General features: G+C 61.2%; 28 protein-coding genes and 1 pseudogene. 12 read left to right on the top strand and 17 right to left on the bottom strand.

The window, feature by feature from the left end; all coding sequences use genetic code 11:
- Nucleotides 1-129 precede the first annotated feature (129 nt).
- Nucleotides 130-342, top strand: a complete 213-nt coding sequence (locus IVB29_RS24965) for a DUF305 domain-containing protein (protein WP_247506060.1) — start codon at nucleotides 130-132, stop codon at nucleotides 340-342.
- A 135-nt stretch (nucleotides 343-477) separates the two neighbouring features.
- Nucleotides 478-1,209, top strand: coding sequence for a Crp/Fnr family transcriptional regulator (locus IVB29_RS24960; RefSeq protein WP_247506059.1), 732 nt, complete (start codon nucleotides 478-480; stop codon nucleotides 1,207-1,209).
- A 307-nt stretch (nucleotides 1,210-1,516) separates the two neighbouring features.
- On the opposite strand, the gene IVB29_RS24955 is transcribed toward IVB29_RS24960, so the two are convergent.
- The 3 genes from IVB29_RS24955 to IVB29_RS24945 form a co-directional block, all read right to left on the bottom strand.
- The gene (locus tag IVB29_RS24955) at nucleotides 1,517-1,696 is read right to left on the bottom strand and encodes a hypothetical protein (RefSeq protein WP_247506058.1); all 180 of its coding nucleotides are present in this window, start codon (nucleotides 1,694-1,696) and stop codon (nucleotides 1,517-1,519) included.
- 131 nt (nucleotides 1,697-1,827) lie between these two features.
- Nucleotides 1,828-2,088, bottom strand: a complete 261-nt coding sequence (locus IVB29_RS24950; protein ID WP_247506057.1) for a hypothetical protein — start codon at nucleotides 2,086-2,088, stop codon at nucleotides 1,828-1,830.
- A 221-nt stretch (nucleotides 2,089-2,309) separates the two neighbouring features.
- Entirely contained in the window at nucleotides 2,310-3,188 is an 879-nt protein-coding gene (locus IVB29_RS24945; RefSeq protein WP_247506056.1) for an NAD(P)/FAD-dependent oxidoreductase, read from the bottom strand.
- Nucleotides 3,189-3,346: 158 nt separating this feature from the next.
- On the opposite strand from IVB29_RS24945, the pseudogene IVB29_RS24940 reads away from it, so the two are divergent.
- A pseudogene (locus tag IVB29_RS24940) lies at nucleotides 3,347-3,750 on the top strand (DUF1003 domain-containing protein); the annotation flags it as partial.
- A 102-nt stretch (nucleotides 3,751-3,852) separates the two neighbouring features.
- On the opposite strand, the gene IVB29_RS24935 reads toward IVB29_RS24940, so the two are convergent.
- A complete protein-coding gene (locus tag IVB29_RS24935) occupies nucleotides 3,853-4,032 on the bottom strand; it encodes a hypothetical protein (RefSeq protein ID WP_247506055.1) in 180 nt (59 codons plus the stop codon).
- Nucleotides 4,033-4,302: 270 nt separating this feature from the next.
- On the opposite strand from IVB29_RS24935, the gene IVB29_RS24930 reads away from it, so the two are divergent.
- Nucleotides 4,303-5,190, top strand: coding sequence for a manganese catalase family protein (locus IVB29_RS24930; RefSeq protein WP_247506054.1), 888 nt, complete (start codon nucleotides 4,303-4,305; stop codon nucleotides 5,188-5,190).
- A gap of 53 nt (nucleotides 5,191-5,243) precedes the next feature.
- On the opposite strand, the gene IVB29_RS24925 is transcribed toward IVB29_RS24930, so the two are convergent.
- Together IVB29_RS24925 and IVB29_RS24920 are read right to left on the bottom strand one after the other, a co-directional pair.
- The gene (locus tag IVB29_RS24925; protein WP_247506053.1) at nucleotides 5,244-5,456 is read right to left on the bottom strand and encodes a hypothetical protein; all 213 of its coding nucleotides are present in this window, start codon (nucleotides 5,454-5,456) and stop codon (nucleotides 5,244-5,246) included.
- Nucleotides 5,457-5,506: 50 nt separating this feature from the next.
- The gene (locus IVB29_RS24920; RefSeq protein WP_247506052.1) at nucleotides 5,507-6,703 is read right to left on the bottom strand and encodes an NADH-quinone oxidoreductase subunit D; all 1,197 of its coding nucleotides are present in this window, start codon (nucleotides 6,701-6,703) and stop codon (nucleotides 5,507-5,509) included.
- Between the two features lie 162 nt (nucleotides 6,704-6,865).
- Here IVB29_RS24920 and IVB29_RS24915 point away from each other — a divergent pair, with 162 nt between their 5' ends.
- Nucleotides 6,866-7,102, top strand: a complete 237-nt coding sequence (locus IVB29_RS24915; RefSeq protein ID WP_155809547.1) for a DUF3551 domain-containing protein — start codon at nucleotides 6,866-6,868, stop codon at nucleotides 7,100-7,102.
- Between the two features lie 69 nt (nucleotides 7,103-7,171).
- Nucleotides 7,172-8,146, top strand: a complete 975-nt coding sequence (locus IVB29_RS24910) for a patatin-like phospholipase family protein (protein WP_247506051.1) — start codon at nucleotides 7,172-7,174, stop codon at nucleotides 8,144-8,146.
- A 27-nt stretch (nucleotides 8,147-8,173) separates the two neighbouring features.
- Here the strand turns inward: IVB29_RS24910 and IVB29_RS24905 are convergent, their stop codons facing one another.
- The 4 genes from IVB29_RS24905 to IVB29_RS24890 form a co-directional block, all read right to left on the bottom strand.
- Nucleotides 8,174-9,034, bottom strand: coding sequence for an SIR2 family protein (locus tag IVB29_RS24905; protein ID WP_247506050.1), 861 nt, complete (start codon nucleotides 9,032-9,034; stop codon nucleotides 8,174-8,176).
- Complete coding sequence (locus IVB29_RS24900; protein WP_247506049.1) at nucleotides 9,035-9,514, bottom strand: NUDIX hydrolase; 480 nt, start codon at nucleotides 9,512-9,514, stop codon at nucleotides 9,035-9,037.
- A gap of 74 nt (nucleotides 9,515-9,588) precedes the next feature.
- Nucleotides 9,589-10,374, bottom strand: coding sequence for a succinate dehydrogenase iron-sulfur subunit (locus tag IVB29_RS24895; protein WP_247506048.1), 786 nt, complete (start codon nucleotides 10,372-10,374; stop codon nucleotides 9,589-9,591).
- 210 nt (nucleotides 10,375-10,584) lie between these two features.
- Entirely contained in the window at nucleotides 10,585-11,094 is a 510-nt protein-coding gene (locus tag IVB29_RS24890; RefSeq protein ID WP_247506047.1) for a DUF2243 domain-containing protein, read from the bottom strand.
- A 227-nt stretch (nucleotides 11,095-11,321) separates the two neighbouring features.
- On the opposite strand from IVB29_RS24890, the gene IVB29_RS24885 reads away from it, so the two are divergent.
- Together IVB29_RS24885 and IVB29_RS24880 are read left to right on the top strand one after the other, a co-directional pair.
- Complete coding sequence (locus IVB29_RS24885) at nucleotides 11,322-11,801, top strand: DUF4142 domain-containing protein (protein WP_346731300.1); 480 nt, start codon at nucleotides 11,322-11,324, stop codon at nucleotides 11,799-11,801.
- Between the two features lie 146 nt (nucleotides 11,802-11,947).
- Entirely contained in the window at nucleotides 11,948-12,211 is a 264-nt protein-coding gene (locus IVB29_RS24880) for a hypothetical protein (protein WP_247506045.1), read from the top strand.
- 566 nt (nucleotides 12,212-12,777) lie between these two features.
- Here the strand turns inward: IVB29_RS24880 and IVB29_RS24875 are convergent.
- Together IVB29_RS24875 and IVB29_RS24870 are read right to left on the bottom strand one after the other, a co-directional pair.
- Complete coding sequence (locus tag IVB29_RS24875) at nucleotides 12,778-12,978, bottom strand: hypothetical protein (RefSeq protein ID WP_247506044.1); 201 nt, start codon at nucleotides 12,976-12,978, stop codon at nucleotides 12,778-12,780.
- Nucleotides 12,979-13,152 (bottom strand): hypothetical protein, encoded by a 174-nt coding sequence (locus IVB29_RS24870; RefSeq protein ID WP_247498718.1) that lies wholly within the window; start codon nucleotides 13,150-13,152, stop codon nucleotides 12,979-12,981.
- Nucleotides 13,153-13,301: 149 nt separating this feature from the next.
- Between IVB29_RS24870 and IVB29_RS24865 the strand changes: the two genes are divergently transcribed.
- Together IVB29_RS24865 and IVB29_RS24860 are read left to right on the top strand one after the other, a co-directional pair.
- The gene (locus IVB29_RS24865; protein ID WP_247506043.1) at nucleotides 13,302-13,871 is read left to right on the top strand and encodes a DUF1236 domain-containing protein; all 570 of its coding nucleotides are present in this window, start codon (nucleotides 13,302-13,304) and stop codon (nucleotides 13,869-13,871) included.
- A gap of 41 nt (nucleotides 13,872-13,912) precedes the next feature.
- The gene (locus IVB29_RS24860) at nucleotides 13,913-14,101 is read left to right on the top strand and encodes a hypothetical protein (protein WP_247506042.1); all 189 of its coding nucleotides are present in this window, start codon (nucleotides 13,913-13,915) and stop codon (nucleotides 14,099-14,101) included.
- Nucleotides 14,102-14,121: 20 nt separating this feature from the next.
- On the opposite strand, the gene IVB29_RS24855 is transcribed toward IVB29_RS24860, so the two are convergent.
- Nucleotides 14,122-14,697, bottom strand: coding sequence for a metallophosphoesterase family protein (locus IVB29_RS24855; protein ID WP_247506041.1), 576 nt, complete (start codon nucleotides 14,695-14,697; stop codon nucleotides 14,122-14,124).
- A gap of 1,098 nt (nucleotides 14,698-15,795) precedes the next feature.
- Between IVB29_RS24855 and IVB29_RS24850 the strand changes: the two genes are divergently transcribed.
- Both IVB29_RS24850 and IVB29_RS24845 read left to right on the top strand, forming a co-directional pair.
- Nucleotides 15,796-16,881, top strand: a complete 1,086-nt coding sequence (locus IVB29_RS24850) for a serine hydrolase (protein WP_247506040.1) — start codon at nucleotides 15,796-15,798, stop codon at nucleotides 16,879-16,881.
- Complete coding sequence (locus tag IVB29_RS24845) at nucleotides 16,874-18,541, top strand: ABC transporter substrate-binding protein (RefSeq protein ID WP_247506039.1); 1,668 nt, start codon at nucleotides 16,874-16,876, stop codon at nucleotides 18,539-18,541. Before IVB29_RS24850 ends, IVB29_RS24845 begins: the two co-directional genes overlap by 8 nt.
- Before the next feature lie 59 nt (nucleotides 18,542-18,600).
- Here the strand turns inward: IVB29_RS24845 and IVB29_RS24840 are convergent, their stop codons facing one another.
- From IVB29_RS24840 to IVB29_RS24825, 4 genes are all read right to left on the bottom strand, one after another.
- Nucleotides 18,601-19,557, bottom strand: coding sequence for an ABC transporter ATP-binding protein (locus tag IVB29_RS24840; protein WP_247506038.1), 957 nt, complete (start codon nucleotides 19,555-19,557; stop codon nucleotides 18,601-18,603).
- Entirely contained in the window at nucleotides 19,554-20,549 is a 996-nt protein-coding gene (locus IVB29_RS24835) for an ABC transporter ATP-binding protein (RefSeq protein WP_247506037.1), read from the bottom strand. The genes IVB29_RS24840 and IVB29_RS24835 overlap by 4 nt, the downstream gene beginning before the upstream one ends.
- A complete protein-coding gene (locus IVB29_RS24830) occupies nucleotides 20,546-21,409 on the bottom strand; it encodes an ABC transporter permease (RefSeq protein WP_247506061.1) in 864 nt (287 codons plus the stop codon). The genes IVB29_RS24835 and IVB29_RS24830 overlap by 4 nt, the downstream gene beginning before the upstream one ends.
- A gap of 11 nt (nucleotides 21,410-21,420) precedes the next feature.
- The coding region (locus IVB29_RS24825; RefSeq protein ID WP_247506036.1) for an ABC transporter permease at nucleotides 21,421-22,194 on the bottom strand (774 nt) is incomplete at its 5' end.

Below are 22,194 nucleotides of genomic sequence, written 5' to 3'. Positions count from 1 at the left end.
GGTTCGACACGGAGATTCCGGACTGCAGCACTGAGGAACGCGCGGCTATGCCCGGCTTTCTTACGCCCGCCGAAATGCGAGATCAAGTCGGCACCCTCAGGGCGTTTCGACGCCGCCTTCGTAGAGCTGATGAGCAAGCATCACAGGGGCGCGGTAAAGATGGCCGGCCAGATGCTGATCAGCCGCGGCGACCCTCGCCTGCGCGTCATGGCTCATGCCATTCGCCACGAGCAGCAGGGCGAGATCGCACTGATGCAACATACGCAAGGCATCAAAGCGGTGGCCACGGCATTTCGCAACATGTTTTCGGACAACGTAACTGAACGAAACTCCGGCTCGTGACGTCCCGTGCGCCGGAAATCCGCCGCTGGACCGCGTCGTCGCTCCCCGAAGGCTACCCGGGCCACCAAAGTCCCGGCCTCCGGTATCCAGGAACATTTATTTCCGCGTGGCGTTTCCGCAAAGAGAGAGAGACCCATGACTAAATCGGAAATCATAGAACCTTTCCTGAAGAGACTGAGAGTCAGCACCGATATCGTCGAGGAGGATGAGCGTGCGATCAGCAGTCTTCCGATAGTTGCAAGGCAGGTGGCCAATGGCGAGGCGATCGCATCCATCGGGGATCGCCCTTCCGCATGCTGTCTGGTCATCGATGGGTTCGTTCTACGATCGAAGATCGTCGGTACCGGTCAGCGGCAGATCCTGGCATTCCATCAGGCCGGTGACGTTCCCGATCTGCAGAGCCTTTTCCTTCACGTCATGGATCACGACGTCAGCGCGCTCGGCAATTGCGTGCTGGGCTTCATTCCCCATGGTCCATTACGAGATCTCATAAAGCACCGGCCCAACATCGCGCAGGCACTTTGGCGGGACACCCTCACGGACGCCGCGGTCTTCCGCGAGTGGATCTGCAATATCGGGCAGCGCGATGCAACAAGTCGCGTGGCGCACCTCGTGCTCGAATTGTACACCCGCCTGAAGGCCATCGGACGAACCGACGGACTCGCCTTCAGCTTCCCGGCAACCCAAGCGCTCTTCGCCGACGCGATCGGAACAAGCGTTGTCCATATGAACCGCGTGGTCCAGGAATTACGCAGCCGGCGCCTCCTGGATTTTGACAGGGGGCGCATCTCCATACTTGACGAAGCCGGACTCCGAGAAGCGGCCGACTTCGACGCACTATACCTTCACCTGGATCCCTCGCTCTGAGCCATGCGGTATTATTTCGACACTCAAGATGACTTTCTTGCCTTGTCCGACACCGAGGGAACTGAGTACGCCAGCCTCGAGGTCGCGACACGGGAAGCGATCATTACCGCAACCGCTATTGCCAGAGACGTGTTCACGGCAAAGGGATCACAGGTGACTGTGACTGTCAGAACCGAAGACAGCGCTTTATTTGAGATGACCATCAGGATGGCGCGGAAGGAGCTACGCTAACGCCCGTATCCGCATAAAGCGAGCTGATAAGGCTGCGCGAACGCTGGTACACCAGGCCGAGGCAACCGGCTGGTGTCTATTTGGAGCTCAACTGTTTTTCGAGCATGGCCGCGGTATCCGCACAACGGAGTCGCTTCAGCAGCGTCTCCTTTTCTTTCGCATCGGGCGCGGTCTCGACCTGTCGACGAACTTTCTCCGAAAATTTTCCGATGCGCTCTTGAAGCGAGGTCGTTTGCTTGAAGCGCCGTCGTTGCATTGCTGTTCCTTCCGCAACATCACGTTGGTAACCCCGCCCACCAGCGTGGCTACAACTCGAATGCCAAGAGCGCACCGACATAGGTTAATGCTGGAGCAGGACGCCTCTCCATGGACCGAGAGCTGAAGGCATCAGGCGGACAGCCCGTGCGCGTCGGCGACCGTCAGGCCTTTCTCCCGCATCACCAGTTCGGCGACAGCACGCCGACCTGCTTCAGTCAGTTCGCCAAGGGTCTGCCGCCGCACCTTGGCGCATTCGACAATCTTCTCGGCCACGACCTTTCGCGCACTGTGATGCGCAAACGTCGTCGGCAAGGCCATGCAAGCGCTCTCCAGCGCCATGTCCATATACGATATCGTACGTTCGCTGAATTGTTCGGCGATCAGCATCATGTCCACTCCACCTCAGGCGCGGCAACGCCTTCTGCGACGGTCGCCGGCCAAGTTGTATTCTCGAAAAGCCTAGAAGGATCGGGGGCCAGGCTCATTCACAAAGGTTAACTCCCTCCGCATGCTCACTCTGCGGCCGCTCGCCATCGTCCCCCCGGGGGCGAAAAACAATTCTCGCAGCATGGGAAATACGGAGGGTCTCGTCGGTGCCCACCACAGGACGCCTACCGGGGGCGCTCCGGCAAGATCTTGTGAATACGCGTGGCCGCGATTGCGGCATGAGCGGTGCCGACCGCGATCTGGTGAAGGTCCGAGACGACGTCGCCGGCGGCGAAGATCCCGGAAACGCTCGTGCACTGATGCTCATCGACCTTGAGACACCCGGCCGCTCCCGTTGCGGCGCCAAGTGTTACCGCAAGGCCGGATCTGACATTGGATCCCAAGGCCGGATAGAGCACATCGAAGCACGTCTCGCCCTCGCCGTTGGTGACGCAGATCTTCTGGTCAGCCATCCTGAGCTGGCTCTGCCCCGTCAAAACGCAAATACCGGCTTCCTTAAGCTCTTTCCAGGCCCGCGGCCCCGAAACGTGCTGCCAGAGCAGCGTGACGTGCCTTGAGTAGCAGCGCAGAAACTTTGCCTTGCCGATCGCCGCCTCGCTTGCTCCCATGACGGCGATACGTTGATCGGACGCCTCAAAGGCGTCACAGACCGGGCAGTATCGCACGAGCCCTTTGCTGACGGCCTCGTCGAGACCCGCCATCCGGGGTGCGACGTCCACGATCCCGGTCGCCAGCAATATGGTGCTGGCGCGGATTTCGCCTTCACCATGGTCTGCGACGAAGCCTTCGCGGGTTTTTTCGACACGACTGATCCAAGCGCGCACGATCGGCACCTGGTAGGACTCGGCCTGCTGGGCCAATCGCCCGAGCAGTTCGGCGCCGGAGATGCCAGTCGGGAAACCCGGGTAGTTATGGCTCTTCGGGATCAGAGCGGCGCGGCTGGGGCCGGCGTCGTACACAACGGTGGATCGCCGATATCTCGCAAGGTAGATGGCGGCCGTAAGACCGGCAGGGCCCCCGCCGATGACGAGACAATCAATCATGCGCGCTCCTCGATCCCTCGGGAGGATAAGCGCAACACCTGATCAAGGGTTCATCTCTGGGGGCATCGGTCCCATCGAAACGGCTGTGTTACGAGGCGCGGCGGCGCCCTTGCGCCGAATTTACAGGAACCTCGCAGCAGGACCTACGTTGGCGCCGAATGCATAACGATCTGGGCTACAAGACGCCCCCCCCCGAAGGAATGAGCCCTGGTCTCGAGCGGAACATTCAGGCGCTGGTCGAGCGTCGTCATCGTGAGCAGGCCGACGCAGCCGCACAGCAGAAGCTGGCCGACGCCATTACCGCATTCGCGGGAAGCATGACATTTGTCTACCTCCATCTCGCAACGTTCGGAGCTGGATCGTCGCAAATCTGCGATGGATTCCGGGAGTGACGGCGTGGGATCCGACTTTCGTCGTACTGGGCATGGTCGCGTCCGTCGAGGCCATTTTTCTTTCGACGTTCGTGCGGGTCTCTCAGAACCGCATGGCCGCTCAGGCCGACAAGCGGGCGGATCTTGATCTGCAGATCAGTCTTCTGACCGAGCACGAGCTTACCAAGGTCGCCGAATTGGTCTGACATCGAAACCTCAAGGAGAAGACAGATGCGCAAGACGATCCTGAGACGATCCTGACGATCTTTACGGCAGCAATGCTTGCAGGCGCTTCAGTCGGCGCAGCGTTCGCGCAAGGTGCAGGCGGTGGCGCTGGTGGAGCCGGAGGTGGCGCTGGTGCTGGCGGCGCGGGCGGCGGTGCTGGAGCTGGAGATGGCGGTGGAGGAGCCGGCTCGGGCGGAGCCGGCGGCTCCGGTGGCGGCGGCATCACCCATGTCGAGCGGGGCGGACAAGGTGCCTCCAGTCCTTCCGGCATGCGCAACGAGACCACCCCACCTTCCAACGGCACCATGCCGCGCCGCTAACGGTTCGCGGTTCGCAATTTTCTAAAGCGCGCTCCTTGCTGCTGCGCGCATGAGAGCGGCCTCGGGGAGATCCTCTCCTCGCCGGGGCCGCGTTCACGTCGCAGTTTAAAGATTTTCAAAGTCGTCGCTAGCAACTTCATAGGAACGCAACCCGGCAGCACTCATTGCGCAATAGCGTGAACACAAAAGGAGCTGCGCATGTACTACTTCGACAAACGACTGCAATATCCGGTTAGGGTCGAGAAGCCCGATCCGATCTTCGCCCGCCAGCTGCAGCAAGCCATCGGTGGCGTCGAAGGCGAGATCCGCGTCTGCCTGCAGTATTTCTTCCAGGCCTGGGGCGCGCGGGGGCCGGCCAAATATCGCGACGTCCTGCTCAATACCGCGACGGAAGAGATCAGCCACATCGAGATGCTCGCGACCGCTGTCGCGTTGAACCTGGAGAATGCACCGGCAACGATGCAGGAGACCACCCTGCAGGCCAACCCGGTCGTCGGCGCGGTGATGAACGGCGGCGAGCGGCCGCGGCATGTGATCGAGGGCATGCTGCACCGGCATCTGCTCTCGACCGGCATGGCGGCCTTCCCTGCCAATTGCGACGGCGTCCCGTTCGATTGTTCGCATGTCTATGCCAGCGGCAATCTGGCCGCCGATATGTATTGCAACGTCGCCGCTGAATCCACCGGCCGGACCCTCGCGGTGCGTCTCTTCAACTCCACGAGCGATCCCGGTATGCAGGACATGCTGAGCTACCTGATTGCGCGCGACACCATGCATCAACAGCAATGGCTCGCAGTGATCGAGGAAATGGGCGCAGATGCGGCCCTGCCGATTCCGAACAGCTTCGACCGCAGCAAGGAAGCGACCGAGTTCAGCTACATGTTCATGGGCACCGAACGCAATGCGGCGCCGCTGCAGCCGGGTCGCTATTGCGAAGGTCCTTCGCTCGACGGCCAGGGGTCGTTCAGCTTCCGCGCCGGGTTCGAGCCTTTGGGCGAGGAGCCTGTGCTCGGACCAGCACGGCCGGATAGCGGCGCACAGGTGGAGCAGATGAACGAGCCGCCGGTGACGAACGCGCTGGCCTGATTCTCGTGCAACGGCCGGGGTCGCCCAATGAAGGGGACGGCCCTGGCTGACGTCTAGCGACGCCGAGCCACCAGAACGCCCAACAGAAACGCCGCGAAGACCGCTTGCAGCGGCGCCGCTCTGGTCATCCTCCTCAGCTGGTCGGCCAGTTGCGCCGAGGACGCCTGGGAAGGCGCATCGGGTCCTGTTCTTGTATCAGCGTGCGGCGCGTGCGAGCCGTTCTGCGCGGTGACCTGATCGTCCACGAGGCCGGACGCTTCGGTCATGGCGGAGCTTTCCCTGATATCCATCCTGATCCTCCAGTGCGATTTTCCAGTCAACGATCGACCTCGCCGAAGACGATGTCCAGCGATCCGAGAATTGCCGAGACGTCCGCGAGCAAATGCCCCCTGCAGAGAAAGTCCATCGCTTGCAGGTGGGCGAATCCCGGCGACCTGATCTTGCACTTGTAGGGACGGTTGGTCCCGTCCGCGATGAGGAACACACCGAACTCGCCCTTCGGAGCCTCGACGGCGACATAGACCTCGCCGGCGGGAACGTGGAAGCCCTCTGTGTATAGCTTGAAGTGGTGAATCAGCGCCTCCATCGAACGCTTCATCTCACCACGTCGCGGCGGCGCGACCTTGTTGTCCTGCACGAGCACCGGGCCCTGGCCGTCGGCACACTTCAGCTTCTCGATGCATTGCTTCATGATGCGCACGGATTGCCGCATCTCCTCCATGCGAATGAGATAGCGGTCGTAGCAGTCGCCGTTCCTGCCGACGGGGATGTCGAAGTCCATCTCGGCATAGCAGTCGTAGGGCTGCGCCTTTCGCAAGTCCCAAGCCGCGCCCGATCCCCGCACCATCACGCCGGAGAAGCCCCATGCCCAGGCCTGATCGAGCGTCACGCGACCTATATCCACGTTCCGGGCCTTGAAGATGCGGTTGAGCGAGAGCAACCGGTCCAGATCGTCGACGACGCGCAGGAACGGATCGCACCAGGCTTCGATATCGTCGATCAGTTTGGGTGGAAGGTCCTGGTGCACGCCGCCAGGGCGATAATAGTTGGCATGCATCCGACTGCCAGACGCGCGCTCGTAGAACACCATGAGCTTCTCGCGCTCCTCGAAGCCCCAAAGCGGTGGCGTCAAGGCCCCGACGTCCATCGCTTGCGTCGTGACGTTCAGAAGATGAGACAAGATGCGGCTGATCTCGTGATAGAGCACCCTAATCAGCTGCCCTCGCCGCGGAACTTCAAGCCCGATCAGCGTCTCGATCGCTAGGCAAAATGCGTGCTCCTGCGTCAAAGGAGCGACATAGTCCAGCCGGTCGAAATAGGGGATCGCCTGCAGATAGGTCTTGGCCTCGATCAGCTTTTCGGTGCCCCGATGCAGAAGACCAATGTGCGGATCGACCCGTGCGACGACTTCGCCGTCAAGTTCGAGCACGAGCCTCAGCACGCCATGAGCGGCGGGATGCTGGGGACCGAAATTGATGGTGAAATTTCTAAGGCTGGGAGATTGGTCAGGCATACGGCTTCCGATCGATGATATCCGTCACCTTAATCGCGATCGGCACCGAACGGCTTCACACAGGTTAACGATTCGCGTCGAACCCGAGAAAAGGAACCGTCAACGTTGCACTTTGGAACGCCGCTTCACGAGCGACGTTCAATATTGAAATTGGAGATTTTCATGAAACATCGATTGCTCCTGGCTGCCGCGTCTCTCGCGCTTGTGATGGGCTTCGGCTCCTCGACGGCCGCCGTCGCACAAGACCGCTACTGCCTTCAGGGCCGCGTTTGGGGCTATCCGGGCAACTGCCAGTTCGCCAGTTACGCTCAGTGCATGGCGACTGCATCGGGCACGAACGCCTATTGCGGCGTCAATCCTCGCTATGCCTATGCACGGCGATATAGGGGATATCGGTGACCGACCCAGGTTGCGGACCGGCAATCGAGCCCCATTTTGACCCGTCCCGCCGCTGATCCGAGCGGCCCCATGGCAGCAGAGCAAACGCTCACGGCCGTCGTGTTGGCGGGCGGTCTCGGTCTTGGCGCGTATCATGGCGGCGCATTCGAAGCACTCACTTCTGTCTCGCCGCACATCGACTGGGTCGCCGGCTCGTCCGCCGGCGCGATCACGGCCGCATTGATCGCCGGATGTCCAACCGCCGACCGAATCCAGAACTTACGCAGCTACTGGCATGCTCCCGCCGCGCCTCTCGCTACAACGAGCGACAGCCGCCATCTGTCTGCCTGGCTGAGTTCGATCAATACCCGCCTGCTTGGCCACACCGGCTTTTTCCATCCCCGTCTTCCTCTACCGTCGTTCCCGTTCACCGGTCTGTACGATCTCGGCCCAACACGCGAACGCCTTCAACGATTGATCGACTTCGGGCGCCTGAACAACGGCGAGCTGCGCATTTCCATCTGCGCAACGGACCTCGAAAGCGGCGATGCCGTGCTGTTCGACTCGTCGTCGGAGCGGATCGAAATGGATCACATCCTGGCCAGTTGCGGATTTCTCCCCGAATTCGCTCCGGTGCAGGTCGCCGGGAGATGGCTCGGCGATGGCGGGTTCTCGCTCAACGCGCCTTTCGATCCGGTCCTCGAAGCTGCAGCCTCGCTTCGTCTTTACATCGTCGACCTCTTTGCGCGGGATGGCAACGTCCCTGACGGCCTCGAGGCCGCGGCTGAGCGCAAGAGCGATCTCAGCTTCGGCAATCAGACCTTTCAGCGCCTTCGTCACGCCCTCGAAGCTCGCCAGCTTCGCGCTGAGCTACAGGGCCTGGATCGCAACGACAGGATCTATCTCCTGAGCTACCGGCCCGGCCGCGAGGAAGCCGGACCTGAGAAATCATTCGACCTGTCGGAAGCCGCCATGGCGCAACGTTGGCGCGCGGGCTTTTTGGACATGCAGCATGCCGCATCCTCGGCGGCCGGGAACGGGATATGCAAGGTGCGGCGAGGCTAGCAGCGTTTCAGCGCGCCGGGGACTGCTTTAGGTCTCTCGCTCGATACGCTGCTGGATGTCCAGCAAAAACCGGATAACACCATCATCCGGGCTGACGCCGGCAGGCGGCGCGATGGTGGTGATGCCCCAGTTCGCCAATACGGCCTCTTGCACCGGATTGCGCTGCGTCACGAAAACGAAGGACCTCGGTCGGTCCTGGCGGTGCCCGGATTCGTCCCAACTCTGCCAAATTCGGTGCAGCAGGAGCCGAATGTTGGGATCGGACATGCTGTATCCGATGAAAAGCAGCGTGCTTCCCAAGGCGTCGGCGCGAAACCGGATATCGAGTGGCGAGTCGAACGCGAGCCGGTTGAGGAAGTCGGTCTCGGTCAGGACGAGCGAGGCATCGTCGTCGAAGTCGCCATGGAATTTGATGATGTGCGTGACGCCGGAACGGGCGCTTGCAATGTCCTTTGCGTTGCTGATCTTGGCGTAGGGCTTTTCCAGGACCTCGAAGGCTGTCTCGAGGTTGCGGTCGTAGTTCGTGGTGTAAATGGTCGGAAAATCGAGCTCCACGATCAGCCGGTGGAGCCGTGAGGCCGCGATCTTGTCCGGATCGACGCGCCAGTTGCGGTCGAGCCAGCTGCGGAGCGGCCCGATTCCGCCGCGCTTCAGCCGGTAGTACTCCGCCAGCATCTGGTAGCCGCCGTGCATTCCATCGATCACGTCGCGCTCAAGTCCAAGGTCATCCAGCAGATGGTCGATCAGAGATTGCCAGGACGGCAGGCCGACAGCCATCGAGATGCCGGCGCCGACGAACAGGATCGCGCAACGCCGCTTGATCGCAGCGGTCAGGACCTCATGAGGCGGTCGCTCCTCGAATGCGAGTCCGGTCGGTTGGTGGTTCATCTACCTTGAATTATTGGAGGGCACCCGGGTTCCTCGAGTCACAGCATCGACCAGCGGTGAGGAAGCGGTCTTCTCCGTCTGCGCCGCGAAGCGGGCGATCAGACGCCGAAGCTGCGCCTTGTGCACCAGACGGCCCGCCGTCTTCGGCGAGACCCAGATTGCTTCGCGCTCGCCTTTTTCCGGCCACCAGCGCTCCTGCCCGTGGACCCTCATGGGAAAGACGGCGACGTCCATGGTCCGCTTGCGATCACCCTTCCGTTTGCGATGCTTGAAGGACCCGAGGGCGCGCTTTGCGGTGACGCCGACAAGACCGGCCTCCTCGTAAGCCTCGAGCGCAGCCGTACGATGCGGCTCCGTCTTGCGCATCGGCGATCCCTTCGGGACACTCCACCTGCCCTTGCGCCTGGTCGTGATCAGCATCACGCACAATTCGGAATTGTTCAGCGTGAACGGCAACGCGGCGAATTGTTTCTTGCCCATCAGGCGCCTCCAGTTTGGTCGATAAGCCAGCGCCGCAGCCATCGTTCCTTTATGCGGGGAGCGTCCATCTCCGATCAGATCTTCCGTTCGACCATCTTGAGGCGCAATCCGGAAATGGCTTCGCCCGGATTCAAGCCCTTGGGACACGCCTTCGCGCAGTTGAGGATGGTGTGACAGCGATAGATCCTGAAGGGGTCTTCGAGCTTGTCGAGGCGCTCGCCCGTCGCCTCGTCGCGGCTGTCATTGACCCAGCGGGCCGCCTGGATCAGGGCCGCTGGGCCGAGGAAACGCTCGGAATTCCACCAGTAGCTTGGACAAGATGTCGAGCAGCAGGCGCAGAGGATGCATTCGTAGAGCCCGTCGAGCTTCGCCCGGTCCTCATGGCTCTGCCGCCATTCCTTCTGCGGCGTGGGCGACACGGTTTGCAGCCAAGGCTCGATCAATGCGAGCTGGGCATAGAAATTCGTCAGGTCCGGAACAAGGTCCTTGACCACGGGCTGGTGCGGCAAAGGCAGGACGCGTAGCGGCTCACCTTGCGGGACGTCCTCGATCATGGACTTGGTGCAGGCGAGCGTGTTCTGGCCGGCGATATTCATCGAGCAGGAGCCGCACACGCCTTCGCGACAGGACCGCCTGAACGTCAGCGTGGAGTCGATGTTGTTCTTGATCCAGATCAGACCATCCAGCACCATGGGCCCGCAATCGCTCATATCGACGAAGTAGGTGTCGAGCCGGGGATTGCGTCCGTCGTCGGGATTCCAGCGATAGACCTGGAATTCGCGCAGCGATTTTCTGTTCGGCCTGGGCCAGACCGCACCCTTCTCGAGGCGCGAGTGTTTCGGAAGCCTGAACTCGACCATGTTACCTCCGGGCAGACATGAAGCGTTGACGAAAAGCCGCGGCGTTCATCTCAATGGCGCAGGTGAACCGCGCATCAGCCGAGGTTGAAGCAGCGTAGTTGCAGAAGATCATCCAGCGACACACCAAACAGCACGATGCGAAAGGCCGGTGCTGTCGCGAGTATCAGCAGCAATATAAAAATGGCATAGACCAGAGCTGGCGGGGTCTCTCTAGCGAGCCTGTAGACTGCTTTCCGCATGGACCCTCCCTTGCGTGCCCGAGCGTGTCATGGCGGCGCCGATGACCAACATGGCCGCACCCCATAGCAGGAAGCCGAGGTCCCAGAAGATTCGCTGTTCGTCGGGCACCGTCTCATTCACCCGATGCAGCTTGAAGATCTCATGATCCACCACGCCTTCAACCAGATTGAAGATGCCCCATCCGAGCAACACGGCTCCGAGACACCGGCTGCCCGACAAGTGAATGTCGGACCTGCGCGCCCGTTGCCACAGCACATACAGGCCGAGCAGCACAAGCAGATAGGTCCCACTGTGGAAGATGCCGTCCCAAGTCGTATTGAGCTTGACGTTGTCGATGGAGTTGAGCGGGTACCAGCCGCTTAACATATGATGCCATTGCAGCAGCTGATGAAACACGATGCCGTCAAAAAACCCGCCCAGGCCAAGCCCGAGAAGGACACCCGCGGAAATCGGGAAGCTGGATGAATTGCTGTCTTGCATGAATCTGCCCGTGCGCCGGTCTGCATCTGGATGATGGACAAACCGTCCTCAGTGCTGCCGTTCCTATGATCATGACGCACTTGCCGTGCCAATAACCTGCGTTAATCCGCCGGCTCATCTCATGACGCCGAAGACGCTTTGCGGAACGACGCTCGGCTGCTTTTGCCAATGATAGGAACGTTCGAAACGGCCGCAGCGTCTCGTGAATCCAACATTGGAGATTCATCATGCTGAGAAGATCGTTTTTACTTGCATTGGGCGGCCTCGGACTATCGACCTACGCTGCGCAATCCAAACCAGTCCCACAGCGGGATTTTCGAACGGCCGACCTCATGGGTGGGGCGTTTGCGATGCAGACGAGTCAGCTCGCCCTGACGCGCACCGGCAATGCCGACATCGTCAATTTCGCCAATGCAGAGATCGCCGAACAGGTCCAGGTCGCGAGCGCGCTCGGAGCGGCGCCGGGATCGGCACCGCTGCGGCCGGATCATGCCGCCCTCTTTCAGCGCCTTCAGGCCACACCGTCGGGTCCCTTCGACCGGATGTATGTGCAGGGGCAGATCCGCGGGCACCGTGAATTGCTCGCGCTCAACACGTCTTATTTGCGATCCGGCGGCAACCCCGGCGAACAGCAGGTCGCACAGATGTCGCTGCCGATCATTCAGCGCCACCTGGCGATCCTGAGCAATCTCAGAGAAGTCGGCTAGAGCTTCACCCCGGCGACAAGGAGGTACAAATGGCAAGAAGGTCGAGACGGCCCGCCGTGAAGCACGGCAAAGGAAAAAAGGGAAACGGCGCGCAACGTCTCAAGCGCAAGCGGAAGTGACAGCCGTAGCATTGGCGGGGGCCGCGCGTGACGACCGCCGCCAAAGTTGTCGATGATCAAACTGTGAGGACCGACATGGCGTATGCCCTGTTCAAGGATGACGAAAAACTGAGCCGGACATTTCCGACCAAAGAGGAAACGCTGAAGAAAGCCGAAGACGCTGGTCTGGTCGAAAGCAGCGAGGGCAAGCCCAGGCTCGAGGACGATCTGAAGATCAAGCCCTGCTCGCCCGACCCCGAACCTCGAAGCGAGGACGACCTCGATTGGACGCCGGGGAACCCGACGTCCTGATCACCGATCTAGCAACCTTTGCAGATGCTCTTGATCTTCCGATCGACGTGGGAATCCTGAGAGCTCTCCGAGCGTATTTCGGCGTCGCCCGGCATCGACGGACCGGGTGTCGCAGTTCCGTCAATACGTCCGCTGCTGGTCCCTCCTGCGGGATTGCCGGCCCGCCCGACGGTGGTTGATCCTCGGGGGCCACCACCGGTTGATTGGGCCGTTCCAGCGGTGTTCGTGCCGGTAGCCGTCGTGCCGCGCGAAGCCGCGGCCGCGTCGGCTGGATTACCCAGATTGGGCGATGCACCGCCTGTCTGGTTTGTAGCTCCACCAGACCCGACGCCTGCAGACCCGACGCCTGCAGACCCAAGGCTCGAGGGACCGCCGGCTGACCCGGGGCTTGTGGTGGCGCCGGTGCCGCCGCTCGTGCTGCTCGCGCTTGCTCCGCCCGATCCTCCCGAACCGCCACCGCCGCCACCGCCGCCGCCACCCCCGCCACCCTGCGCCGAGGCAGCCCCTATCGACGCGGTCGCCAGGAAGGCGATCAGGATCAAGCTCGAAGTTGTCTTAGCCATTGCTCAGCTCCTCTCGCGATCATTGTGCGTGTGATGTTGGTCGCGCTCACCACCGCCTCCCGAGACGTGTGATTTGCGGTCGTTGGTGGGCATTCCGGGCGCAGGGCGCTCATGCTCGCGACCTCCCTTTTCCGGGTGCTTGCGGTCCTGCCACGAGGAGCCCGGACCACCGAAGCGTTCAGTGTCTGAGTTCTTGTGTGGCATTCATCGGTCCTGCTGGTAACCTTGATTTGTCGTGTTCTGCTTGATGTTGCCGTGACGGCCCTGGGTGTCGAAGTTCTCACGGCCGGGGACTTTTTCGTCCGTCTCGATTCTAGGATCAGATCCGGGTCCCTTGTCGCTGCGCTGCTCTGGCGGTACGGGGGGCATTTTGGACATTGCATGCTCCTTGTTTCGGTCTCGCGACCTCATGCGCTGGCAATGAGATGCGGCGGCGGTCGTTCCTGATCGATGCTGATGCATGCCCGTAGGAACGAACGATTCCTGCTCGTGTTGACTCCGCAGTTCATACCGAAGGCTTTCAGTTCATGGTCAAGGATCTATCGCGTGAAACGGAGAAGGACGGCACCCGGAAGCTGATGATGGCGGGATCGGTAGTGGCCGCGGTTCTGTTTGTAGGTTTCATCGTCTGGTTCGCCGTCCCCCAGATGTTCGGGGCAACGGACTATCTTGGCCGGCCCTCCACAGGAGCAGATAAAGGTGCCGCGGCCACGACGGTCGGCACTGGAGTTCCAACGCAGCACGAAGCCGTGAGCAAAGCGGCGAAGGAAAACCCGGCTGGCAATGAAGATGCGACCGGCGCCCGTGCGCGGGATGTGAAACAGACCGCCCAGCCGGCAAGCCTCAACGATCAGCAACGCGAACAGCTCCGCGCCATCATCTCATCGGCGCAAGGCCCGACGATGGATCGCCCGAATTTCGAGATGATGATCGGTACGTCGGTGCCGCGCCAGACTCAGGTGGCCGACTTGCCGCCCGAGGTCACACAAGTTCTGAACGGGTTCTGGGGCGACCAGTACCTGATCGCCGGAAGTGATCTCGTCATCGTCGATCAACATTCGCGCCGCGTCGCGGCAATTATTGCTGGTGTACGCTGATCGCGTGCCGCCGCATCGAGAGATTGTAGAGAGGACAACTTATGCCAAAAGCAAAAGAACCTGAAAGCGACCCGAGAGAAACACCGGTCGACGATCCGCGACAGCAGACCGATTTGCCAACTCACCGGCAGACGGATCAGCCTTGGCAGGGAAATCCCGAGAAGGAGCAGATCGACCCAAAGCGTCCCCCGATTGATCTGGAGCGGTGGCAAAAATCGAATACCCACTAGCTGCCACGCACGTACCTCGTTCACGCGTCGAGCTCGTGGATGGGGCCGCAGGTCACCGCCTCATCCAGGTCGAGCGTTGCCAGCGTGATCGGCAGCTTGAAGCGCTTCGGACCGGCGCTCCCGGGATTCAGGAAAAGCACTCCGTTTCTCGTGTTGACCTGCACCCGGTGCGAATGTCCTGATATTACCACGTTCACACCGGATGCTGCAGGGTCGATCGCGAGCGCCTTGAGATCATGCAGGAGGTAGAAGCAACGAGCACCGAGGTGCACCGTTGCGGTTTCGGGATAGCGGCTCGCCCAGCTGGCAACGTCGACGTTTCCCCTGATGGCGGTGACGGGCGCTATTCGGCAAAGCCGCTCCAGAACCTCCGGCGAGCCGATGTCACCGGCCGATACGAGCTCGACCGATCCGCGACGCGACCGCGCGAGTGCGGTCGCAAATTGCGGAAATCGTTCGAACGCCCGGCTGGGCGCGAAGTTGAACCGCTCGATGTCGGGCACGTATCTGTAACTGAGGACACGAATGACCGAGTGTGCCAAGCCGAACGACTGGTCATAAGCGGAACGCAAGATCGGAGCCGGGCAAATGATCATCGCCACTTTCCTTAGATACCGCCGTTTCGAATCCGCGTTAACGCCGCGCTGAATTTGCGTACGTCTGCTCGCTGGATCAGGCCGCGCCATTTACAACAAGCGGCACCGTCCCAGCGCAGTCGTTTCAAGCACGGAATGTTTTACGCGCACAACTACCACTCTAAGTAGGTGCGACGAGGTACATCGCGACGTCACATGTGCGCGCGGCGAGCGATCACATTATATATGCTGCAGATATGCTGCCTGACATCTGCCCCTACCGCCCCCACGATATGCGGGTGCATGTCGACTTCAGACATAATTTTGATCAGAGCACCACTCAGCCTCAACAGTGCAAGGCCGACGATATCGAAACGAAATGGCAGAACGCGGGCTTTGTTGGTCGGCGGTGAGCAGCTACCCGCATTCCAAAGTGAGCATCAGGAGATGACGTCTGGCGAACGTCAGGCCTTTCTTATGCTCCCGGCGGGATAGACACGCTAAAGGCGTGAAATGCATTCACCGTGTATACTCCTTGAGCGCCGGGTAAGGCTGAGTTCGAAAGGCAAGAGCATCGATATGGGTCTTGATGCAATCCTCGGCAAAACGCCTCGATGATCTACTTTTGTTTGGCCTTCTGCTGAGGCGTAACGCTGGTGTCGCAGAGACTGAGACGGGGATCATGCCCCAACCAATCGCTTGTTCGATTGCATAGCAGGTAGTGACGAAAACACGATCGCTTCGCCACGCCAAAAGATGTCGCGAAAGCCATCGGGTCCCAGCCCTTCCCGACCGCACCTTGCCTTTTCGCCGCATTCACTGGCCGATATTCCTGCGCAACACGCTGCCCCGGTGGAGGCGACAAAGTCGTGGCGGAATAATGCAAATCGTCGTAGACGGCGGTGTGCGGCGAGTTCGAATATCGAGGCGGCCACGTCGGAGACGGCAACATCCAGTGGCTAAAGAAATTTGGTTGAAGGGAAACTCATGGCGTCTTCTCGTTCGGGCCTGGGCGGGTCAGTCGATCAACCTGATCGTAATGCAAATCCGGATGCGCCCTATTACCCCGATGCAACGTGGCAACACAGGACGCCTTCGGAGTCGGGCGTGAAACCCGGCATGCTGAAGGAAGCCATCGATTTTGCAGTTGCCGCGGAGACGAAGGCGCCCCACGACCTGGTGATGAATCACTATCAGAACTTCGGTCGTGAACCGTTCGGCTATGCAATTGGGCCCATCAGGGAACGTGGTGTCCCGACAGGAATCATTGTTCACAAGGGCTACATCGTCGCCGAATGGGGAGAGCCACTCAGGGTCGACATGACTCACAGCGTGACCAAGAGCTTTCTGTCCAGCGTGATCGGCATTGCCGTCGAGCGTGGCATGATCAAGAGCGTCGATGACGCCGTAAGGGATTACGTCGCGCCGATACAGATCTGCGCCCCAGCCTCGACCACCAACAAATCGGATCGGCTCAACACGCCCGATTTACTTCTGCCGTTTGAATCACCGCACAATCGCGGGATCACATGGGACAATCTTCTCCGACAGACCAGCGACTGGGAAGGCATCCTGTGGGGCAAGCCGGACTGGGCCGACCGGCCCAGCGACAATCCAGCGGAATGGGGGGCTTCGCCACGCAACGCACCAGGCACTGTTTACAAGTATAATGATGTCCGCACCAATGTTCTGGCGCTCGCGGCCCTCAATGTATGGCGACGCCCGCTGCCGCAGGTCCTGAAGGACAATATCATGGACCCGATCGGTGCCTCGAATACCTGGCGCTGGTTCGGCTACGAGAATTCCTGGGTGGTGCTGGACGGCTGCCCGGTGCAGTCGGTGACCGGCGGTGGGCACTGGGGCGGCGGCATGTACATCAATGCCTATGATATGGCCCGCTTCGGTTACCTCACGCTGCGTCACGGGAAATGGAAAGATCGTCAATTACTCTCGACTCAATGGATCGATCAAGCCCTGACGCCGACCAAACCCGAGCCGATCTACGGCTACATGAACTGGTTTCTCAACACCGACGGGAAACGCTGGCCAAGTGCTCCGGCCACCGGATTTGCCCATGTCGGCAACGGCACGAACATGGTCTATGTCGATCCCGAGCACGACCTCGTGGCCGTTGTTCGCTGGATCGACGGAGAAGCCATCGACGGTTTCCTGAAACGGTTGCTCGCGGCCGTCGATCATGGATAGATCGGACGCGTTACAGCGCGGCGGCAGCCATTTCCAGGTAGCTGGCATAGGGGTTGCCTCTGTTCCGGGTGCCGAACCTCGGCACTGTATTTTCCGGCGTCGTTTTGCGTTTCGGAATCAAAAGGACAAAAAAATGCGATCGGATACTTGGCTCCGCGGCGCGCTGCTCGCCGCCTGCACGACAATGGCATTGGCGGCCCCGGCACAGGCGCAAAAATCGGCTGACACGCTGCGCATTACCTGGCGCGATGCGATTCCCGACGTCAACCCGTACTACAATTCGCAGCGCACCGGCATGGTCGTTGCGTTCCAGGCCTTCGACTGCCTGGCGTATCGCGATCCCCAAACCATGGAGATCAAACCGGCTCTGGCCACCTCGTGGAAGCAGGTCGATGACACCACGATCGATTTCACCCTGCGCGAGGGCGTGACGTTCCAGAACGGCGACCCCTTCACCGCTGATGACGTGGTGTACACGATCAACACCGTCATTCAGGACAAGCGGGTGGCGATCCCCGCCTACTACACCTCCTTCGCCGGCGCCGAGAAGATCGACGACTTTCACGTGCGGCTCAAGCTGACCGGCCTGTCTCCGGCCGTGATGGAATATCTGTCGATGGTCACGCCGATCTGGCCGAAGGCCTATCGCGAGAAGATCGGCGCCGATGCCTATTCCAAGGCCCCGATCGGCACCGGCCCCTACAAGATCACCAAGGTCGACGGCACCACCCAGATCGATATGGAACGGTATGACGGCTACTACGCCGGCAGCCCCAAAGGCCGGCCCGCCATCCGATACATCAAGATCCACGAAGTGCCCGACGCCACAACCGAAATGACGGAGCTGCTCGGCGGACGCGCCGACTGGATCTGGGGCTATAATGCCGACCAGTTCGCGAATATCTCCCGGGTGCCGAATTTGGAGGCCGTGCGGTTCGGCACCATGCGCGTCCATTTCATGACCATCGACGCCGCGGGCCGTACAGGCGCGGACAATCCGCTGACCAAGCTGAAGGTTCGGCAGGCCGTCATCTCGGCAATCGACCGCGCCACGATGGCCAAGCAGCTGATCCAGGGCGATTCGCGAGTGATCGACGCGCCGTGCTTCCCCAGCCAGTTCGGCTGCGATGTAGCGGCGGCGGTAAAGTATCCATACGATCCAGCGCGGGCCAAGCAGCTTCTGGCTGAAGCCGGCTATCCCAACGGGTTCGATACGGAACTCGTGACTTATGCTCCCGCGCAGCTGTCGGCTGCGATACAGAACTATCTCAAGGCCGTCGGCATCAACATGCGCATCCAGCAGTTGCAGATCGGCGCAGCCATCCAGCTCGCCGAAGCAGGAAAGGCGCCACTGTATTCGGGCAGTTGGGGCAGCAATTCCGTCAACGATGCCTCGGCATTCATGCCCTATTGGCTCGGCGGCGGATTGGACGACTACGCCCGTGACCCGGATGTGCACAAACTGTTGAATCAGGCCGGGGCCAGCAACGATCCCGAGGTGCGTCGCAAGGCGTTTTCCGAGGCTATCCGCCTAGCGACGGAGCGCGTCGATTTCATCCCGCTGTTCAGCGATGTCCGCTATGTCGCGTTTTCAAAGCAGCTGAATTTCCAGGGCTTCCAAGACGATATTCCGCGCTTCTATCTGTCCAGCTGGAAGTAGATCCTGGCACAGCCTCCCATGGACGGCCGCCACTGGATACGGATCAGGTGGCGGCTGGCCTATGACGTCGTTGCCAGCAGGCATTCGACCAGACGACCATCCTTGCGGATGTTGTCGGGCATCGTTGCCGCGCATTCCGCGAATGCGCTCGGGCACCGCGGGTGGAAACGACAACCTGGCGGGACATTCGTGGGATCCGGATAGGCATCGCCCAGTCCAACATCAGGAATGCCGAGAGCCGGATCCGGCGTCAGCACGGAGGAGAGAAGCGCCTTTGTGTAGGGATGCGCAGGCGTGCGGAACAAGTCCTGCGCCGGCGCCTGCTCGACGATCCGGCCGAGATACATCACCGCAACTTCCGTGGCGATGTGTTCCACCACCGCCAAATTGTGGCTGATGAAGAGATAGGTCAGCCCAAGCTCCCGCCTCAATTCCGTCAGCAGATTGAGAATCTGCGCCTGCACCGACACATCCAGCGCGCTGGTGGGCTCGTCACACACCACGATGCGCGGGTGCAGCACGAGGGCACGCGCGATGGCCACACGCTGACGCTGGCCGCCGGAGAGTTGTCCCGGCATGCGCTCGGCCATCTCGCTGGAAATTCCAACGCGCGCCAGCATCTCCATGACGCGGTCGACCTGCCGCGCCTTCGGAATATCGCCCTGGGAGGCCAACGGCAGGCCGACGATATCGCGAATGCGATGGCGCGGGTTGAGCGAGGAGAACGGGTCCTGGAACACCGGCTGGATCAGCCGGGCGCGTTCGCGTCGGTCCATACCGGTCAGGCTGCGTCCGTCCACCAAAATCTCGCCCGAGGTCGGTGGCAGGAGACCCATGATGAGCCGGGCGAGCGTTGACTTGCCGCAGCCGGACTCGCCCACGACGCCCAGCACGTCGCCCGCCGGGAGCGAGAACGTCACCCCGTCCACCGCGCGCACCGGTCGACCGGAGCGCACGATACCGCCGGGCGGCTTGAACTCCCGGTACACATTCCGGACTTCGATGGCGTAAGTCATGCCGCGCTGACCCGCGTCCAATCCGGCGGTAGCCGGCAAAGATAGGAATGATCGCCGCCAGCATCGCGCAGCGGCACGGCCTGCGCACATTCCGGCGCGGCTGACATACAGCGATCGCGAAACCCACAACCGGCAAAGCCAGGCGGTATGCGGGGCACCACGCCTGGAATGTTGCCCAGTGGCTCGCCCGTCTGCGTCTTGCCGGGTACGGGAATGCAGTCCAGCAGCCCGCGGGTGTAGGGATGCGTCGGCGCGGCAAACACGTCAGCGACCGTGCCGGTTTCGACCACTTCGCCCGCATACATCACCGAGACACGGTGCGCCATGCGTGCCACCACACCGAGGTCATGCGTGATCAACAGCAATGCCAGTCCCAATTCCTGCTGAAGCTTCTGCAACAACCGCAGGATCTGCGCCTGCACCGTCACATCGAGGGCGGTGGTAGGTTCGTCGGCGATCAGCAACTCTGGATCACACATCAGCGCCATCGCGATCATCACCCTCTGGCGCAGGCCGCCGGAGAGCTGATGGGGATATTGGCCCAGGCGCATCCCCGGCGCGGTGATGCCTACGCGCGCCAGCAATTCGGCCGCCCTGTCCATGGCCTGTCGCCGTGTGGCACGACGATGACGTTCGAGCACCTCAGACATCTGCGACCCGATCGTGTAGGCCGGGTTCAGACTCGTCATCGGTTCCTGGAAGATCATCGATATCTTGTCGCCGCGCAGCCGTGACATCTGCCGCTCCGACATAGCAAGCAGATCCTGCCCCTGAAAGCGGATATGATCGGCAGTTCGGATGATGCCACGCGGCAGCAGGTTCATCACCGACAGCGCGGAGATGGATTTGCCGCAACCCGACTCGCCAACCATGCAATGCGTTTCGCCGCGTGCCACCGCGAGCGACATGCCCCGCACCGCTTCCATGCGCCCACCGATGGACACCCGCAGATTGGCGACGCTGAGAACCGGATCTTGCAACGAGGCTGTCATCGCTCCAGATCCGCTCCCAGCATGTCGCGCAGTCCGTCACCCAGAAGGTTGATGCCGAGCACCAGGACGAACAGCACGATCCCCGGGGTCATGATCACCCACGGGCTGAAGAACATGTATTCCTTCGCCTCGGCGATCATCAGGCCCCAGCTCGGTAAAGGCGGCGGCACGCCTAGGCCGAGAAACGACAGCGCGGCTTCAAGCAAAATCGCCAGCGCCATTTCCAGCGTTGCCACCACCACCAAATGATTGGCAATATTGGGCAGCACCTCGCGCACGAGAATGTGCATGCGCGAGGCACCGGCAGCTTGGGCTGCGGCGATATAATCGAGGTTGCGCACCTGCATCGTGGTGGTACGTGCCACGACGGCGAACCGGTCCCACAGCAACAGCCCCAGCGTGAGGATCACCACCGCAAGCGAACTGCCAACCAGCGCCACCACCGTCAGCGCCACCAGGATCAGCGGGATCGACAAACGGCAGGTGATGAGGAACATGACGAAGTCGTCGGTTCGCCCGCCATAGAACCCGCCGACGATCCCGAGCGTGATGCCGATGAGCCCGGATGTGACAACGGTCAGCACGCCGATCAGCATGGAAATGCGCGTGCCGTAGATCAGGCGCGAAAGATAGTCCCGCCCGATCTGATCCGTGCCCAATAGATGCGTCGGTTGGCTACCCTCCATCCAGACCGGCGGGATCAGGCGCAGGTTGAGGTCCTGAGCGAATGGATCGTGCGGCGTCAGATAGGGCGCGAAAATCGCGACCAGCAACGCGATCCCTACGATCGCCACTCCGAGCAGCGTGGCGAGGCGGCGAAAGGCTGGAAAGCGCCGGCGCCCCGGCAGGCCTTGTGCAATCCCGACCGAACTCACGCTCGCAGCCTCGGATCCAGCAGCGCATTCATCATGTCCGCCAGCAAGGTCAGGACGATGTAGATGACGGCCAGGAACAGCACGACAGCCTGCACGACCGGGAAATCATTTTTGATGATCGATTCCCAGGCCAGATAGCCGACGCCCGGCAGCGCGAATACGGACTCGATCACCACTGACCCTCCCAACATGAAACCAAGCTGCACGGCCGCGATGGAGACCACCGGCATTGCCGCATTGCGCAAGGCGTGCTTGAGGATGATCTTCGCCCGACTCAGTCCCTTGGCGCGCGCGGTACGAATGTAATCCGCCGCCAGCGCGTCGATCATTCCCGACCTGGTCAGGCGCATCAATGCCGGGATAGCCGAAAAGGCGAGCACAATCCCCGGCATGATATAGCCTTGCCACGTTTCCACACCCGAAATTGGCAACCATTGCAGGTCCAGGCCAAGCAGAACGATCATGACCAAGCCGAGCCAAAAGCCCGGCATTGCCTGTCCCAGCAACGCCACCATCATGATGCCACGGTCGATCGCCGAGCCCTCCCGCACCGCCGCCAGAATGCCTAGCGGCAGGCCGATCAACAGGGCGATCGAAAGTCCGGTCAGGCCAAGTGTCAGAGTGACCGGCAATCGGTCGCGGATCAGTCCAGAGACCGGGGCATGGTAGAGAAAGGATCGGCCGAGATCGCCCTCCGCGGCATGGCCGGCCCACTCCAGAAACTGCACCACTAACGGCCGATCGAGGCCATAATTCTTCGTAATGATTGC

It is taken from the genome of Bradyrhizobium sp. 1, assembly GCF_023073315.1.
Classification (GTDB): Bacteria; Pseudomonadota; Alphaproteobacteria; order Rhizobiales; family Xanthobacteraceae; genus Bradyrhizobium.
Note: the sequence above shows the minus strand (reverse complement) of the source record. Positions and strands in the feature narration are given on the sequence as shown.